Raw genomic sequence first — 16,528 nt, forward strand, 5'->3', positions numbered from 1 at the left:
CCAGGGCAGCCAGACATCTCGCGGGATGAGAGATGCCCCATACGGGAAGATTGGGTGGCCGATGGCGCCCATCGGCCGAACCGGATCAACCCTTGAGTTGATAGAGCGCCGCTACGTTGCGCGCAGTGAGTTGAATGTTGGTGCTGGCGCTCTCCAGCGCCTCCGGCAGAGACATGGCGCGGTTGACCACGGCGAATACCGCGTCCAGCCCGTGATCGTGCACCACACCGCAATCGTCGGTCAGGCAACCGGAGATACCGATCACCGGCTTGCCGAACTGCTTGGCGCAGCGTGCGACACCGATTGGCGTCTTGCCATGGATGGTCTGGCTGTCGATGCGCCCTTCGCCGGTGATGACCAGATCCGCATCGGCCACTTCATCGGCCAGTTTCAGGGCTTCGATGACGATCTGGATACCGGGCTTGAGCTCGGCACCGAGCAGACCGACCAGCGCGGCCCCCATGCCACCGGCAGCACCCGCCCCCGGAATATCCTTCACCTGCTTGCCAAGGGCCTGCTCAATGCAGTCGGCATAACGGGAGAGGTTGGCATCGAGCTGCGCCACCATCTCGGGGGTCGCCCCCTTTTGCGGGCCAAACACCGCAGAGGCGCCTTTCGGGCCGCAGAGCGGGTTGTTCACATCGCACGCTACCTCGATAACCAGATCGCTCAGACGCGGATCCAGACTGCTCAGATCGATGGTCGCGAGCTCACTGAGACCTGCGCCACCCAGAGCAATAGGCGCACCATCCGCTTTGAGCAACTTGCCGCCGAGCGCCAGGATCATACCGGCACCGCCGTCATTGGTAGCACTACCGCCGATACCGAGGATGAGGTGCTTCACTCCCATCTCCAGCGCAGCCAGGATCAGCTCGCCGGTGCCGAAGCTGGAGGTGAGCAGCGGATTGCGCTGCTCGGGCGCCACCAGATGGATACCGGAGGCGGCAGCCATCTCGATGACTGCGCGCTGGCCATCACCCAGCAGGCCGACGAAGCCCTGCACCTTGTTACCTAGGGGCGCGGTCACTTCGACCGGCAAGATGCGGCCACCGGTGGCATCCACCAGCGATTGCACCGTGCCTTCACCGCCATCGGCCATCGGCAATTTGACGTAGGTGGCGTTCGGCAGTACCTGCTTGAAACCGGCCTCGATGGCATCAGCCACCGCCATGGCGCTCAGACTCTCCTTGAATGAATCGGGGGCAATAACAATTTTCATATCAATTCCTTAGGCGAGGCCAAACACGCCAAACATCAGGGTGGAGACAGTGGCAATGGTCAGACCGACTGCAGTTTCGTAAGGGATAAGTTTCAGGCGCTCACCTACCCCCATGTGGACGCTGCCACCGGTGGCATGGAAAAAAGAGCCGTGGGGCATGTGGTCAAACACGGTGGCACCGGCATGGATCATGGCCGCCCCGGCCAGACCGCTGATCCCCAGTTCAATCAGGGTGGAGCTGAATACGTTGGAGGCCACCACGGTACCGGCGGTGGTCGAGGCAGTCGCCAGCGACATCAGGGCACCGGAGATGGGCGCCAGCAGGTAAGAAGGCAGACCGGAGGCGGTCAGGCCGCTGATCAGCACATCTTTCAGGCCGGAGTTGGCGATGATGCCCGCCAGGGTACCGGTACCCAGCAGCATGATGGCGACCGGCGCCATACGAGCGAGGCCGGAGACCGCAAACTGGTTCACCTTGCTGAATTTACCCATCATCAGGGCGCCGACCAGACCACCGAGGGGCAGCGCAATCAGCGGATCCACCACGATACCGGCAACAGGACGCAGAGCCAGCAGCAGGATGGCGACCAGCGGTGCACTGATGGCGGCGGCAAAGCCTGGCAACTTGGCACCGGCAAAGCTCACCACCTCATCAGCAGCAACCTTGCTGCCCTTGTTGTTCAGACGCTTGGCCAGCCAGTAGGCCATCACCAGACCGAACAGACCCGGAATGATGCCCGCCGCCATCACAGAGGTGAGGGGCAGATGGAAGGCATCAGCCGCGGCAATAGCGTTAGGGTTGGGGGACATGACGTTACCCGCCTTGCCGCCGCCGATCATCGCCAGCAGGATGGCCGCCTTGGAGAGGTCGGCACGGCGGGCGATGGCCAGCGCGATGGGGGCGACCGTGATAACGGCCACATCCACGAATACGCCGACCGCAGTCAGGATCAGGGTTGCCAGCGCCAGCGCCAGCAGGGCGCGGGTTTCACCAAGTTTCTTGACGATGGTCTCGGCGATAGTGGTGGCAGCGCCCGATTCGATCAGTACACCCGCCAGCACACCGGCCGCCAGGATCCGCATCACCGCAGTGGTGATCCCCTGGGCGCCGCCGATCATCAGGGCGACGGTCTGGGTCAGATCGGCACCGCCAATCAGGCCACCGGCCAGGGCACCCACGATCATGCCGTAAGCGGGCGGCACCTTCTTCAAAATGAGGATGATGGCGATGGAGAGCGCCGCGATGGCGCCAAGGGCTGTAACCGGGATCATGACGGACACCTTCAATGGGAGTGAATGGCCGCCATTATGGAGATCTGCAATCAGAATGCTTTGGCTGATTAACCAAAAATCACATCATATAAATGTATTTTTTTGTCTAAATTCACAATCACAAGTCGAGATTAAGGCCGAGATAGAGCAAAAATTTGTCGTCTAACTTGTTGAAATTCAACCCGGTTATCTGCTCTATCCGCCCCAGCCGATAGCGCAGGGTATTGGGGTGAATGAACAGCGCTTCGGCACAGCGATGCAGATCACAATCCTGCAAGAAATAGTGGCGCAGGGTCTTCTGCAGCGCCCCCTTGCCATCTTCCCGGGCCAGTTTCTGCAGCGGTGCGCGCAGCTGATCCGCCTGCCAGGAGTCCGCCAGACTCCCCAGCAGCACCGGCAAACGGTAGTCCTCAAAGAAGTAGACCTGTTTGCGCGGCGCCTGCCGCATGCCACGGCGCAGGGTATCCCGCGCCGTCTGGTAAGAGCGCGCCAGCCCGTCGATCCCGGCGAAGTAATCGCCCACCGCGATATGCACCTTGAAGTGGGGAATGCGGGCCAGCAACTGCTTGATCCGGCTGCGCTCCTGCGCCGATTGCCAGACGCCCTCACTCAACTGCGCCGGTTTGAGCACCACTATCTCGTCGAGCCCGTTGATGGCGACCAGATTGTCCCGCTCCGGATTTTCCAGCTGATGGACCAGCTCTCGCAGACGAGCCGGATCCGCCTCCTCCAGCGCCAGCACGGCCACCACCCGAGGCTGGGCCAACTCCAGTCCGAGAAAACGGGCCGCCTGCTGCAATTGGTCGACTCGCCCCTCACCACGAATGAGCTGCAACACCAGCTCCTCCTTGTGGCGCTTGTCCCACTGCAGCTGCTCGGTGAGCGCCGCCTGCTCCAGGATCAGTTCTGCCGTCATTCGCACCAGCTCAGCGTAAGCACGCACTTCCTCCGGATCGCCGGAGATGCCGATCACCCCGATCAGCTCCCCCTGATAGGAGATGGGCAAATTGATGCCGGGTCGCACCCCTTTGAGCTGCAGGGCTGTCGCTTCGCTGATCTCCACCACCCTGTTTTCGGTCAGCGCCAGCACGGCCCCTTCGTGGCGCTGATGAATCCGCTCCGGATTGCCGGACGCAATGATGAGGCCATGTTCATCCATCACGTTGACCGAGAACGACAGGATCTTCATCGCCCGTGAGACGATCTGGCGGGCAAGGTTATCGTTTAGCTGCATAACATCTCCGGACAAGGGGCTGATCTGGCTACGTCACCACGAGGCGATTCAGAGCACATGGGCGCAAAGATGCCACATCATCAAGACAAGCGAGAGGGGGATCGCTAGAATAGGCCACTTTACCCGATGTGTGCCCCGCCATGGAGCAGGAATTGCGTGCTTGCACCCGCCTGCCCGTGATGGCCCATCCCTCCGATCTGGACTGTGCTATGGATTATGAATTTCGCCGCGACCCGTTTGGTGGCTATCGCGCCCGGTTCTCCATGGGCCATGAAGCCATCGGTCAGTGGCTGATCGACGAGGTTGGCAAGGATGAGGAGAAGCTCGACGAGCTCTTCTCCATCATTGATCAGCTCTCCAACCGCACCCGAGTCGAATATCGGCTCAACGGCGGTGACTACTCCCTGCTGCTGACCCATGAAGAGGCGGAGGTGAAAGCCAACGCCCTCAATATCGAGCTGGGTGAGGATCTTGACGATCTCGCCTACTACGATGATGAACAGCTGGCCATGTGCGGGCTGGAAGATTTTGCCCAGGTGCTCGGCTCCTGGCGCGCCTTTATCCGTAACGAGGATATGGGCTGATTGACCCAATGTCGGATTACTATGTCGGGCAAACGTGCCCTTTTGCCTAACTCAACAGGATTGACTATGTCTATTTACGATTTTGATGACGAACTGCCGGAAGACGAAGAACAGGAATCTACCAAGAAAGCGGCTGCACCAGCCAAGAAGAAAGGCAAGCAGGTGATGAACACTCAGGTCAACCTGAGCCCGCGCGATGCCAGCCGTCTGAACGGCATGCACGTTGAAGCGATCGCCACACTGGACGACGTCAGCTTGCCGAAGAACGTCATCTTCAAGGCTGGCCTGATCGCCCTGGGCGAACTGGAAGCCGGCAAGCGCGCCGATATCATCGCCCGCGTGATCGCAGAATCAGGCCGCTAATCGCCCCTGAAGGCATAAAGAAAGCCGGAGCCACTGCTCCGGCTTTTTGTTTTCCGCCTAGGTACTCTCAACGGCAATCGATCCCCTTTCCGGCTCGGGAGACCAGTTGGTCATAGCGACCATCGGCACGGGCGGCAGCCAGGGCATGATTGAAGCGCTCAAGCAGGTTGGCGGCCTCCGGGTACTGCCGTGAAATGATCAGGTAAAAGGTGTCGCTCTGACGAAAGTGGGGCAATGCCTGCAGATGGCAGGGGTCGCCAAACAGCTGACGGCTGGCATCCCGGGTCACCGTCTCGTTCATCGGCAGCAGATCGATCCGTTTACGATCCAGCAGTTGCAGACATTGTGCCAGGGTCTTGGGGCGCTGCAGATCCAGCCCGAAACGCTTGATCACCCCGTCGGCATGGCTGGTGCTCCATCCCAGCGGAATGCAGACACGCAGCCCTTGCCAACGGCCAGCCTGAATGGCCTCACTCCCCCGATAGGTGAACCAGGAGAGGCGATCTATATGAATGGGGGCGCTGTAGTGGAAGAGCTTGGCCCGCTCGGCAGTCCAGGCGTAGGGGAAGGTGGCCGCGACCAATCCATTGCGGGTCAACTGATAGCCGCGGGGCCAGGGCAGGTAGTCGACCTGGAGCTCTCGATACCCGGCCTCTTGCAGCAGGGTCGTCACCAGCCGGGTGCTCTCGCCGCCTTCAGGCAGTGCCTTGCCGGTATAAGGGGTGAACTCACCGGTCACCAGCAGCAAGGGTGCGGCCTGCAGCCAGACACACCAACAACACAACAACCACAGACAGTGCTTCATCAGCTGCTCTCCTTTTACCCTGCTGATGAGTATAGAGAAGGGATCCGACCACCTCCTGCGCGGTTGTCCTGCTGACGCCCACTTGTTAAGGTTGCCGCCTGCCTCGATCAAGGAGATCCAATGTTACCCCTCCCCGACTCATTTATCTGGGGCGCGCTGGCACTGGCCGTGCTGCTTGCCCTCTTCCGCCAACGTCTTCCTGCCTTTGCCCTGCTGGGACTCTCCCTGCTGCTGGCCCTGTGGCTTGACCGAATGACACTACCCGCCCTGCTGGTCTCGATCGCAGGATTACTGTTGGCGTGGCGTACGCCAACCCTCCCCGTCCGCTGGGCGATGGCGGCCAGAGTGGTGCTGATCCTCTGGGCGATTGCGCTGACCCTGCACCTGATCCCCGGCTTCAACAATCTCAAGGTGCTGGATCAGGCGCTGGCAGGCCCCGCCAGCGTGCCGTTCAACATGTATCTGAACCTCGACAAACCGCTGCTGCTCTTTGGCTTGCTGCTGGCCTGCCCGATGCTGCTGGGCAAGGGGGGCACCATCCGCTGGCGCCCGCTGGCCCTGTTACTGCTGCCGCTGGGAGCCCTGCTGGTCATCGCCTGGCAGTTGGGGGCACTGAAACCGGAAGTGGGTCTGCCCCACTGGTGGTGGCTGTTTGCACTCAACAATCTGCTGTTCACCTGTGTGGCAGAAGAGGCGCTGTTTCGCGGCGCGATCCAGCAGGGGCTGACCGAACGTTACCGCCCCTGGATTGGCATCGTCGTGGCTGCACTACTGTTCGGAGCCATCCACCTGCCCGGTGGCCCACTGCTGGCGCTGTTTGCGACCCTGGCAGGCTGCTGCTACGGCTTGGCATTCCAGCTCAGCGGGCGACTCTCCGTGGCCATCCTGATCCACTTCGCCTTCAACTTCGCCCATCTGGCGCTCTTCACCTACCCGCTGGCCCACCGCTAACTCCTGAAGTGAAGGCGCCTGACACGGGCGCCTTCCCTCGCCCCCCCCTCTCTCTTTAAGCGTGCTGCCTCGCTCGCTTTACACCTCCAAAAAGCTCCAAACAAAACCAATTCATTTACTTGTAACCAAAATGTAAACAAACTGACCTCTGCATTCGCCATAACAGTCACTTTCCATTGCCCTGCAACCAAAAGGATCCTGTGATGCAGAAAACCCTCAGTTATGCCGCCCTGCTGCTGGTCAGCCAGTTCCCGCAACTGGCACTGGCCGATACCGATGTCTATCTCACCAACAACAGTCCTGAACCGCTCCAGATCGACATCCGCCAAAGCGGCAGCGGCCAGCTGCAACCCGGCAGTCAGTGGAGCCAGCACCGTACCGAGCTGGGCCCGTGGGAGAGCGCCATGGTACTCAGCTTCAATCGCTATGAGGGGGTAAAAGCGGGCAAGAGCTATCTGTTCGAAACCCGCGTGACCACAGCGGGTGGCGACGTCTATCGGCTCAACCAGCTGATGGAGGGAACCTGGTGGAACACCACCTTGCAGCACGGTGGCGAGACACCGACCGGCGCATCCGGCTGGCAAAACGATCGGGCGATCCACCGTGTTGCGGGGCCACAAGAGCTGGCATTTGCCGCCAAGTTCACCGGCCGCTACGACGATCTGCACTATATGATCACGCCCCCCCAAAAACGGGAGCAACCGGAACCGGCAGAAAACAGGCTCAAGGTGGCCAGCTACAACGTCTGGGCGCTGCCGGTGATCGCCTCCAGCATCGGCGAGCGGTTGACCTTGCTGCCTGATTATCTCAAGGGTTATGACGCCCTGCTGCTGCAAGAGGTATTCGATGGCCGCCGCGAGGGCTTTTTACAGGCGCTGGCGAAAGAGTACCCCTACCAGACCAAAGTACTCGACAAGCCCGGGGTCAATATTCATGACGGCGGCGTGGTGATCGTCAGCCACTATCCCATAGTGCGGGAGGCCCAGCTGGTCTATCCCCAGTGCACCGGCACCGACTGCTTCGCCGACAAGGGGGTGATGTACGCCGAGGTGATCAAGGGGGGCAAGGCGTGGCACCTGTTCGCCACCCACACCGCCAGCTTCGACACCGACGAGGCCCGCAAGCTGCGCCAGATCCAGTTCGGTCAGATCCGCTCTCTGGCAGCCAGCCTCAAAATCCCTGCCACGGACACCGTCATCTACGGCGGCGACTTCAACGTCAACAAACGCAAGTTTGCCGATGACTACGCCAACATGCTGGCCAATCTGAACGCTCATGAACCCGCCTATGGCGGCTATACCGAAGCCACCTTCGATCCCAGGATCAACCCCTATGCCGGTGGCCCGCTCTCCGGTGGCGCCAACGTCGAGTATCTGGACTATCTGGTGGTGAGCCGGGAGTACGGCAGCGCCAGCCACAACCTCAACACGGTCTGGATCCCGCGCAGCAGCGATGGCAGCCTCTGGCCCGCCAGCAACCTCTCAGACCACTTCCCGGTCAAGGGAGAGATCAGCCGATGACTCGCCGTTACGGGATACTGGCGCTGGCTATCCTGACCCTTTTGCTGGTGAATCTGGGCTGGCAGGAAGAGCAGTCCCCGATATCGCCAGAACGGTCGGCAACGCCTTCTCCGGCCGATGTGCAGTTGCCAGCAGAACCGGGGAGCCCGCCTCCCCGCATGCCAAACGCTGAGGGGATGGATGGCAAAAGCAAAGAAGTGCCCAGCAGCTGGCAGGCGATGCCGGATGAACTGATCAACCAGCTTGCCAGCGAGATCAGCGACAGCGAGTTGCCGCTGGCGCAGCGTGTGAGCAATCTGGAAGCAACAGAGGCCGGGTGGCTGAGCGAGGGTGAGAGCCTGATCCGGCTACAGGGGCGCTATGCCCTGGCGCTGGATCAGTTGGCGCAAGAGAGCGAGCAGTTACCGCTGGCCGAGCGGCTGGACGCCCTCAGCCGCTTGCAGGACCGGTGGGCGGCGGATCATCCGGATCTGGCAGGCGAGCTGTTCAACCCGGATGCCCGCCTGCAGCAAGCCCGTCAGCTGTGGGGAGATGAGGAGCTTGCCACCCTGGCCCGCCACTTCCTGCCCGCAGAGCAGGCTGAAGCCACGCTGGCGTTTGCCGGGGCGCGCCAGCAACAGCTGGATCAACGCAGCCGCTACCAGCGAGAGCTGGCCGAGCTGGAGCAGCAACTGGCGGCCAGCCAACAGCAGATGGATCCTGTGCTGTGGCAACAACACAAGGAAGAGGTGTTGAGCCAGTGGCGTCGTGACTTCTTCGCGCGGGAGCAAGGCAAACCCTGAGGTCAGCGCTTGCCCTTGAACTGCTTGACGCTGCGCTTGGCCTGAGTACGGCGATTGGCCTGCTTGTCACGAGGGGGGCGCTTGCCCTCCCCGCTGGCAGGCTGGTCGGTGACCGGGAATCCCGCCAGATCGCCCAACGGCAGCTCGCGGCCGGTCAGGGTACGAATGGCTTGCAGCATGTCACTCTCGCCATGACAAACCAGCGAGATGGCCAGCCCCTCGCGGCCAGCCCGGGCGGTACGACCGATGCGGTGTACATAGACGGGGGCGCTGGCGGGCAAGTCCAGATTGATCACTACCGGCAGCGCCTCCACATGGATGCCGCGCGCCATCAGGTCGGTGGCCACCAGCACCCGAATTTTGCCCTCTTTGAAATCGCCGAGCGCCTGCTCGCGCACCGCCTGCTCTTTTTCGCCATGGAGGGCAGCCACAGCGATACCTGCCTTGGACAGCTTTCTGGCAACCCCGTCGGCATCATCCCGCGCACTGATAAAGACCAGCACCTGCGGCCACGCCTGCTCCTTGAGCAGGCTGATGAGCGCCGGTACCTTGCTGCTCTTGTTGACCAGATAGAGCCGCTCTTCGATCTCGTTTACCACGCTGTTGAGGGGGTTGGCCTCGATACGGGTAGGCTCGCGCAGCAGGCCGTTGGCCAGCGCCTCCAGCTCGGCAGGCAAGGTGGCGGAGAAGAGCAGGGTCTGGCGATCCGCCGGAATAAAGCCGAGCAGCGCCTTAATGTCGGGAGCAAAGCCCATCTCCAGCAGGCGATCCGCTTCATCCAGCACCAAGAGTTGCAAACCATCCAGCCCCAGCACCTGTTGGGTCAGCAGATCCCGCAACCGCCCCGGCGTGGCGACCAGCAGCTGTGGCCCCTGCGCCAGTTCGGCCTGTTGCCGCTCCTGCGCAACGCCCCCACACAACGTCACGATGCGCAGCCCCAGCGCCTCGGCACCCTCTTTTAGCGCGGCAGTGACCTGAATCGCCAGCTCGCGAGTTGGCACCAGCACCAGACCCTGCACCTGGCTGGAGGCAGGATCCAGCCGTTGCAGCAGCGGCAAGCCAAACGCCAGGGTCTTGCCGCTGCCGGTCTGGGCCAGCGCCAGCAGATCCTGCCCCGCCAGCGCCGCCGGAATGGCCAGCTGCTGGATGCGGGTCGGCGTCTGCAAGGTGGCGGGCAAAGAGGCAAGCAGAGCAGGATGAAGGGCAAGTTCGCTAAAGGTCATGGCGCTACGTCAACAAAGAAGTGGGAGGCGAAGTCTAGTGAGCGGGGGCCGAGAAGTAAAACCCTATCCATGATGGCCTGGCCGAGGGGGCTGGCGACGGGCTGACTACACTTTAGCTGACCCATCACCAAGAGAGACTCGCCATGACCAGACACATCCCCCTTCTGCTGCTCGTGGTCACCCTGCTCGGCAGCGCCACCCTCGGCCTGTCGCAGACTCCGGAAAACGACGCCGTCCCCGAGCCGCCGAAGCCGGTGCGCATCCTCAATGCCCACCTTGGCGAGCTGCCGGGGCTGATCAATGCCGACAAGACAGGCCCCTTTGTCGATCTGGTACACGCCATCGATGACCTCTACCCCGATGTAACCATCAAGATCACCATCTACCCCATCGCCCGTGCCATGGCTGGGGTGATCTCCGGCAAGGCTGATCTGGGGCTGCCCGCCATCCGCAACCTCAAGGATATCGATATGCTGGCTTATCGCTTCAGCACCCGCAGTTTTGGCAAGGTTGCCCATGTGATTTACAGCAATACCGCCTATCCGGTCACCACGGATATGGCCTATGGCATAGTGCCCACCAAACGGGATCTGCTGATCGAGGCCATACCCGACTATATGCCCTTCCCGGTGCAGCGCTCGATGAGTATCGAGCAGTCACTGCGCAAGCTCTCACGCGGCCGTATCGACGCCTTTGTCTGGGCACAAGAGGAGGCCGACCTGATGCTCAAGCAGCTGGGGCTGACCAATATCAGGCGAGAATTTTTCGGAGATTTCGAGGATGTCTTCATCATCCAGAAAGGGGCAGCAGGTGATGAGATGGACGAATTTCTCCGGCAAGCCATCGATCAGCTGGCTGCCACCGGCAAACTGGCCGAGATCTACGAGAAGATCCACCGCCCCTATGTGGAGTGGCAACCCTCCCCAACCGCCAAGGCTGAACCGGCGACCACCCCGCCAGCTACGCCCTGAACAGAAAGCCCGCCATGACAGCATGCCCCGACCATATGTGCCACATACTGTCAGGCCAATTAGACCCGTCTGATAGAGACTACTCAGTTAGCCAGAGCGAACTGGCTATAGCAATTGGTTACACCACAACTAGTGTCCACTTTCCGGTACATCCCGGTTATTTAGCGTGGGGGCTATGCCTGCTCTTCGGTGAGGGGTCTGACGCTAAGCACCGGGGCAGCGTCGATTTCGTCTGCATTCATCATGGAGGAGATGCGTTGCAGGGAAGAGAGCAGCAGGGTCTGCTCCCACGCTTCCAGTGCCTGAAAACGCTGGATGAAGCGCTCTTGCAGCGGGGTCGGGGCCTGGGCCAGCAGGGCGCGGCCTGCGTCAGTCAGTGTCGCGTGAACCTTGCGCTTGTCGGTATTGCTGCGAACGCGCTGCACCAGTTGGCGGCTCTCCAATCGGTCCATGATGGTGGTGGCGGTGGCCTGGCTCATGTTGGTGTGATCGGCCAGCTGACGCATGGAGATCTGTCCCAGCTCGTCGATCCCTTTGAGCAGCAAGAGTTGTGGGGAGGTGAGCCCGGCTTCTTTGATTAAGCGCCTGGAGTGCATGTCGATGGCACGAATAATCTGGCGCAGGGCGACCAGCACTTCATCATGTTTTTCCATGGGGTGTGCGTCATTGGAGGGCTATGGAGAGGGGCAAAATTTTCCGCCTAATTCGGCACAAGGTCAATATGGTTTTTGTTGTAATAATTTCTGCTCTAATCAATTTTGTGTTAGGTTGACGGACATTTCACGGAATTCACCCTGACATTTGAGGAGCTAAATGATGAATGACGAGCTGGATATCAAGTCTCTGGTGGCCGAGTTACGTGTGGTCAGAGTGCGCTATGAACTGCCGGATACCTCGGCTTTTGTGCGCTATCAGCCTGCTTATGATGAAGACCCGAACAACCTCAAGGTACACCACTATGATGGTGAGTTACCCCTCTCTTGCAGTGAGACAGGTACTTTCAACCTAAAGGAGTTGGTGAACGAATTGCGCTACGCCTATGTGCTGGTGCACCTCTTTCCTGACGAAAGTGCCATGAACTTCTATCTGACCGGCCTCGATACCGGCCTGGCCCAGCTGGAGTTCATCGGTGGCTCTTACGACTTCAACCGCCTCTGGATCACCAGCGGTATCTCCAATCTGGGCGTCCCCATGGCCATCTTCCTTGGCAAGCGTCACGCCGTGAATGGCCAGCCCTCGGTTTCGCTGGTGGATCACCGCGAACAGACGGCCGGCAAACTGGTCTATCGCGCCATCGGCGGTGCCGGTGATCATGTGGGTGAAGACTTTTTCAACAACGACTAAGGAGGCTGGATGCGAGCAAGCAAAGGGCTATTGAAAGGCCTCAACCCGACTATGGCCATGACGGCCCTCACCGTGATCACCCTGTTTTTGCTGTTTGGCGTATTTGTTCCCGATACCGCGGCCGCCTGGTTTGTCGGTGCCAAGGATCAGATTATTGCCGGGTTCAAGTGGTACTACATTCTTGTGGTCGCCCTGTTCCTGTTCTTCGCTGTCTACCTGATGTTCAGCCGTTTTGGCAGCATCCGGCTGGGTGACGACGACCAGGTACCGGAGTTCGGCTACTTCGCCTGGTTCTCCATGCTCTTTAGCGCTGGCATGGGGATAGGTCTGGTGTTCTGGAGCATCGCCGAGCCGATGAACCATCTGCAGGGCAATCCGTTCATTACCGAAGGGATGACCCCGGAAGCGGCCCAGATCGCCATGCGCCTCACCTTTTTCCACTGGGGCCTGCACCCCTGGGCCATCTATGTGATCGTTGGCCTGTCGCTGGCCTTTTTCAGCTACCGGCGCAAGTTGCCGCTGGCGATCCGCTCTGTGCTTTACCCCATCCTTGGCGAGCGGATTTACGGTTTTTGGGGCCATGCGGCCGATGTGCTGGCGGTGTTCGGCACAGTGTTCGGGGTGGCGACCTCCCTTGGACTGGGGGTCTCCCAGATGAATACCGGCCTCAACCAGATGTTTGGTATGGCGGTGTCGCAGTCCAACCAGCTCTGGCTGATTGGCGGTATCAGCCTGATCGCCACTCTGTCGGCGGTTTCCGGGGTCGGGCGCGGAGTGAAGATCCTCTCCGAGCTCAATATCTGGCTGAGCGTCTTCGTTCTCGCACTCTTTCTGGTGCTGGGGCCGACCACCTATATCCTCAACGCCTATGTGCAGAATATCGGTGATTACCTGCAGAACATCGTCAAACTGAGCTTCTGGACCAACACTGAAGCCAACGGTACCTCGGCCTGGCAGTCGAGCTGGACGGCGTTTTACTGGGGCTGGTGGATTGCCTGGGCGCCGTTTGTCGGCATGTTTATCGCCCGTATTTCCAAGGGGCGTACTATCCGCGAGTTTGTGCTCGGTGTGTTGCTGGTACCCTCGCTGCTTGGCATGTTCTGGCTCACAGTTTTTGGCGGCACGGCGATGAATCTGGAGCTGTTTGGCGGTGGTGGCGTGGTCGCTGCGGTCAATCAGGATGTGACGCTGGCGCTTTACAAGACGGTCGAACTGCTGCATTGGGATACCTTCGGCTGGATCGCCAAGGCCGTGTTGACCCTGCTCATCTGCACCTACTTCATCACCTCCAGTGACTCGGGCACGCTGGTCATCACCACCCTGCTCTCCATCGGTGATCAGGAGCCGCCGGTACTGCACCGCGCCGTATGGGGTCTGGGGCAGGGGCTAGTTGCCGCTATCCTGCTGGTTTCCGGCGGCCTGGCAGCCTTGCAGGCGGCCAGCATCATAGCGGCGCTGCCTTTCTCGGTGATCATGTTGGCGATGTGCTATTCGCTGATGCTGGGGCTCAAGCAGGAGAGCCAGCGCCAGTTCGAGTATCGTCAGAACCTCAAGCGCCACGATGGCTCATCCCATATGAGCCTGATGGAGCGAATTGGTCCGGCATAACGGCACCAGCAGGGGTTAGCGCTCCCTCACATATCAATCTGAATGCAAAACGGCCGCCCTGGCGATGTTCTCCTTGCGGAGCTCATCATCAGGGCGGCCGTCTGTTATGGGGCCGAGGTTACTCTTCGATAAAGGTCCACTCATCCTTGATGCGGCTGATGGCATCAGTCCGTTTCCTTGCCAGCTCTTCCTTGATCTCTTCTCCCTTGTAACCGGCCGCCACTATTTCTTTCACCGGCACCGCCTGGGCGGCAGCCAGCGCTTCGGCCACATAGTCCGGCTCGGCGTAGACCCGCTCCTCGAAACCGGTGCGGCCGTGGAAGTCGGCGCGGCAGGCATCCAGCAGCTGGGCAAAGCGCTCGGGGCGACGCCAGGCATCGGCCTTGTCGAACACCTTGAGCAGGGTGGCTGGCTTGAGCTCAAAGGCGATGTGGATGTGGGTATGCAGATCGCTCACCAGCAGCGCCAGATCCCGGCACTCGTTGGGAACCCGGAACCGCTCGCACAGGGCGCGAATAAGCGGCAGCCCCTTCTGGCCATGACCGTGATGGCTTGGCCAGAACTCCTTGGGGGTGACTCCCTTGCCAAGGTCGTGGCAGAGGGCAGCAAAGCGTACCGTCAGCTCGGGGGAGATCCGGCACGCCTGCTCCAGCACCATCAGGGTGTGGATGCCGGTGTCGATCTCCGGGTGCCACTTGGCCGGGGCGGGGACGCCAAACAGCGCATCAATCTCTGGGAACAGCGCCTTCAGGGCGCCGCACTGGCGCAGCACCTCGATAAAGATCTGCGGGGTCGGCCCCAGCAGCACCTTCTCCAGCTCCTTCCAGACTCGCTCCGGCGTGAGGTGGGCCAGCTCGCCAGCGGCCGTCATCTCGCTCATCAGGGCGAGGGTCTCCGGCGCTATGGTAAAGCCCTGAGCGTGGAAGCGGGCGGCGAAGCGGGCGACCCGCAGGATGCGCAATGGGTCTTCGGCAAAGGCGGGGGAGACGTGGCGCAGCAGCCGCTTTTCCAAATCCTTGATGCCGCCGTAGGGATCGTGGAGCTGGCCCTGATCATCCTCGGCGATGGCGTTGATGGTGAGATCCCGGCGCAGCAGATCCTGTTCCAGCGTCACATCGGGGGCGGCGTGGCAGACAAAACCGGTGTAGCCCTGACCCTGTTTGCGTTCGGTACGGGCGAGGGCATACTCCTGCTGGGTTTTGGGGTGAAGAAACACGGGAAAGTCGCGGCCGACCTGGGTAAAACCCAGCGCCAGCATCTGTTCCACGGTGGCGCCGACCACCAGATAATCTCTGTCGCCCTGCGGCAATCCCAGCAGGCGATCCCGCACTGCGCCCCCAACCAGATAAGTCTGCAAACCGTCTCTCCCGTCATCAATCGTGGGGCCGAGTATATCGTCTTTGTTACCGCTTTGCTGCCTGAGCACCACCTGCCCGCAGCGTCAGTCAGCGCGGCTTTGACTTGGGCGTGACGAGGCCTTACGCTGCCGCACCAGACAGCTGGCGCTGTGCTGCGGGATGACTTTATACCCGTGCAGGCCAGATGAGCCGAAGGAACCGCAGAGTTCCCCATATATCAACGACATGAGAACAACGTGAATCAATCAACCTTCGCAAGCCGGGTTCTGGAGTGGTATGAGCTTCATGGCCGCAAAACCCTGCCCTGGCAGCAGGAGAAGACCCCTTACCGGGTCTGGGTCTCGGAGATCATGCTGCAGCAGACCCAAGTCGCTACAGTCATCCCCTATTACCAGCGTTTTATGGCGCGCTTCCCCGATGTGGTGGCGCTGGCCGATGCCCCTGTCGACGAGGTGCTGCACCACTGGACCGGGCTTGGCTACTACGCCCGGGCTCGCAACCTGCACAAGGCGGCCCAGCAGATCCGCGATCATCACCACGGCCTCTTTCCCGAGCGCTTTGACGAGGTGATGGCGCTGCCGGGCATTGGCCGTTCTACCGCCGGGGCCGTGCTGTCGCTCTCTCTGGGTCAGCCCCACGCCATCCTTGATGGCAACGTGAAGCGGGTACTCACCCGCTGGCTGGCGCTGCCGGGCTGGCCCGGTCAAAAACAGGTGGAGAACGAGCTGTGGGAGATCGCCATCCGGCTCACTCCCAAGCTGGGTGTGGCGCAATACAATCAGGCGATGATGGATATCGGGGCGACGATCTGCACCCGCAGCAAGCCTGCCTGTGATCGCTGTCCAGTGCGGGCCGATTGCCAGGGGCTGTCGCAAGGCAAGCCTACCGCTTATCCCAACAGCAAGCCCAAGAAGAGCATTCCGGCCCGCGATGGCGTCATGTTGTTGATCCGCCATGGTGACGAGTTATTGCTGGAGAAGCGGCCGCCACAGGGGATCTGGGGCGGGCTCTACTGCTTCCCGCAGGTGGCCTCACTGGCGGAGGTGGATGGTCTGCTGGCGTCCCTCGGCCTGAGCCATCACGGTTATCGGGAACTGGCCGGTTTTCGCCATACCTTCAGCCACTTCCATCTCGATATTCAGCCGCTGCTGATTGACATTGATGAGGCGCAGCCGCTGCGGCTCATGGAAGCAGATAACCGACTCTGGTATAACTTACGCCATCCTGCCGAGGTGGGGCTGGCGGCCGCCACGGCCCGTCTGCTCGCCTATCCAGAGTTACAACCATAGAGGTC

16 protein-coding genes are annotated in these 16,528 nt (G+C 60.9%); 9 read left to right on the plus strand and 7 right to left on the minus strand.

Annotated features, from left to right (window positions below; all coding sequences use genetic code 11):
* Positions 1-85: 85 nt before the first annotated feature.
* The 3 genes from ACB042_RS11795 to ACB042_RS11805 form a co-directional block, all read right to left on the minus strand.
* On the minus strand, positions 86-1,219 hold the full coding sequence (locus tag ACB042_RS11795) for a glycerate kinase (protein WP_371178458.1): 1,134 nt from the start codon (positions 1,217-1,219) through the stop codon (positions 86-88).
* A gap of 9 nt (positions 1,220-1,228) precedes the next feature.
* Positions 1,229-2,491: a GntP family permease gene (locus ACB042_RS11800; RefSeq protein WP_139707427.1), complete on the minus strand. Its 1,263-nt coding sequence runs from the start codon at positions 2,489-2,491 to the stop codon at positions 1,229-1,231.
* A 118-nt stretch (positions 2,492-2,609) separates the two neighbouring features.
* A complete protein-coding gene (locus ACB042_RS11805) occupies positions 2,610-3,725 on the minus strand; it encodes a sugar diacid recognition domain-containing protein (RefSeq protein ID WP_371178459.1) in 1,116 nt (371 codons plus the stop codon).
* 209 nt (positions 3,726-3,934) lie between these two features.
* Here ACB042_RS11805 and ACB042_RS11810 point away from each other — a divergent pair, with 209 nt between their 5' ends.
* Together ACB042_RS11810 and ACB042_RS11815 are read left to right on the plus strand one after the other, a co-directional pair.
* Positions 3,935-4,309, plus strand: coding sequence for a YacL family protein (locus tag ACB042_RS11810; protein ID WP_031227767.1), 375 nt, complete (start codon positions 3,935-3,937; stop codon positions 4,307-4,309).
* A gap of 66 nt (positions 4,310-4,375) precedes the next feature.
* Positions 4,376-4,672, plus strand: coding sequence for a hypothetical protein (locus ACB042_RS11815; protein WP_005348860.1), 297 nt, complete (start codon positions 4,376-4,378; stop codon positions 4,670-4,672).
* A gap of 67 nt (positions 4,673-4,739) precedes the next feature.
* Here ACB042_RS11815 and ACB042_RS11820 read toward each other — a convergent pair whose 3' ends face one another.
* Positions 4,740-5,477: an ABC transporter substrate-binding protein gene (locus ACB042_RS11820; protein WP_005357922.1), complete on the minus strand. Its 738-nt coding sequence runs from the start codon at positions 5,475-5,477 to the stop codon at positions 4,740-4,742.
* 120 nt (positions 5,478-5,597) lie between these two features.
* On the opposite strand from ACB042_RS11820, the gene ACB042_RS11825 reads away from it, so the two are divergent.
* The 3 genes from ACB042_RS11825 to ACB042_RS11835 all read left to right on the plus strand — a co-directional run bounded on the left by ACB042_RS11825 (position 5,598) and on the right by ACB042_RS11835 (position 8,730).
* On the plus strand, positions 5,598-6,428 hold the full coding sequence (locus ACB042_RS11825) for a lysostaphin resistance A-like protein (RefSeq protein WP_371178460.1): 831 nt from the start codon (positions 5,598-5,600) through the stop codon (positions 6,426-6,428).
* Positions 6,429-6,631: 203 nt separating this feature from the next.
* Positions 6,632-7,948, plus strand: a complete 1,317-nt coding sequence (locus ACB042_RS11830) for a sphingomyelin phosphodiesterase (protein ID WP_371178461.1) — start codon at positions 6,632-6,634, stop codon at positions 7,946-7,948.
* Entirely contained in the window at positions 7,945-8,730 is a 786-nt protein-coding gene (locus ACB042_RS11835; protein ID WP_371178462.1) for a hypothetical protein, read from the plus strand. Before ACB042_RS11830 ends, ACB042_RS11835 begins: the two co-directional genes overlap by 4 nt.
* Before the next feature lie 2 nt (positions 8,731-8,732).
* Here the strand turns inward: ACB042_RS11835 and ACB042_RS11840 are convergent, their stop codons facing one another.
* On the minus strand, positions 8,733-9,953 hold the full coding sequence (locus tag ACB042_RS11840) for a DEAD/DEAH box helicase (RefSeq protein ID WP_371178463.1): 1,221 nt from the start codon (positions 9,951-9,953) through the stop codon (positions 8,733-8,735).
* A gap of 143 nt (positions 9,954-10,096) precedes the next feature.
* Here ACB042_RS11840 and ACB042_RS11845 point away from each other — a divergent pair, with 143 nt between their 5' ends.
* Positions 10,097-10,924 (plus strand): ABC transporter substrate-binding protein, encoded by an 828-nt coding sequence (locus tag ACB042_RS11845; RefSeq protein ID WP_371178464.1) that lies wholly within the window; start codon positions 10,097-10,099, stop codon positions 10,922-10,924.
* A 173-nt stretch (positions 10,925-11,097) separates the two neighbouring features.
* Here the strand turns inward: ACB042_RS11845 and ACB042_RS11850 are convergent, their stop codons facing one another.
* Positions 11,098-11,577 (minus strand): MarR family winged helix-turn-helix transcriptional regulator, encoded by a 480-nt coding sequence (locus ACB042_RS11850; RefSeq protein WP_013723454.1) that lies wholly within the window; start codon positions 11,575-11,577, stop codon positions 11,098-11,100.
* Positions 11,578-11,740: 163 nt separating this feature from the next.
* Here ACB042_RS11850 and ACB042_RS11855 point away from each other — a divergent pair, with 163 nt between their 5' ends.
* Positions 11,741-12,268, plus strand: coding sequence for a hypothetical protein (locus ACB042_RS11855; protein ID WP_123172329.1), 528 nt, complete (start codon positions 11,741-11,743; stop codon positions 12,266-12,268).
* A gap of 9 nt (positions 12,269-12,277) precedes the next feature.
* Complete coding sequence (locus ACB042_RS11860) at positions 12,278-13,876, plus strand: BCCT family transporter (protein WP_005335834.1); 1,599 nt, start codon at positions 12,278-12,280, stop codon at positions 13,874-13,876.
* A 118-nt stretch (positions 13,877-13,994) separates the two neighbouring features.
* On the opposite strand, the gene ACB042_RS11865 is transcribed toward ACB042_RS11860, so the two are convergent.
* The gene (locus tag ACB042_RS11865; protein WP_371178465.1) at positions 13,995-15,233 is read right to left on the minus strand and encodes a multifunctional CCA addition/repair protein; all 1,239 of its coding nucleotides are present in this window, start codon (positions 15,231-15,233) and stop codon (positions 13,995-13,997) included.
* Between the two features lie 237 nt (positions 15,234-15,470).
* On the opposite strand from ACB042_RS11865, the gene mutY reads away from it, so the two are divergent.
* Positions 15,471-16,523 carry an A/G-specific adenine glycosylase gene (mutY, locus tag ACB042_RS11870; RefSeq protein WP_100652745.1) on the plus strand — a complete coding sequence of 351 codons (1,053 nt, stop codon included), beginning with the start codon at positions 15,471-15,473 and terminating at the stop codon, positions 16,521-16,523.
* Positions 16,524-16,528: the final 5 nt, after the last annotated feature.

The sequence above is a fragment of the Aeromonas sp. S13(2024) genome (genome assembly GCF_041402405.1).
Classification (GTDB): Bacteria; Pseudomonadota; Gammaproteobacteria; order Enterobacterales; family Aeromonadaceae; genus Aeromonas; species Aeromonas veronii.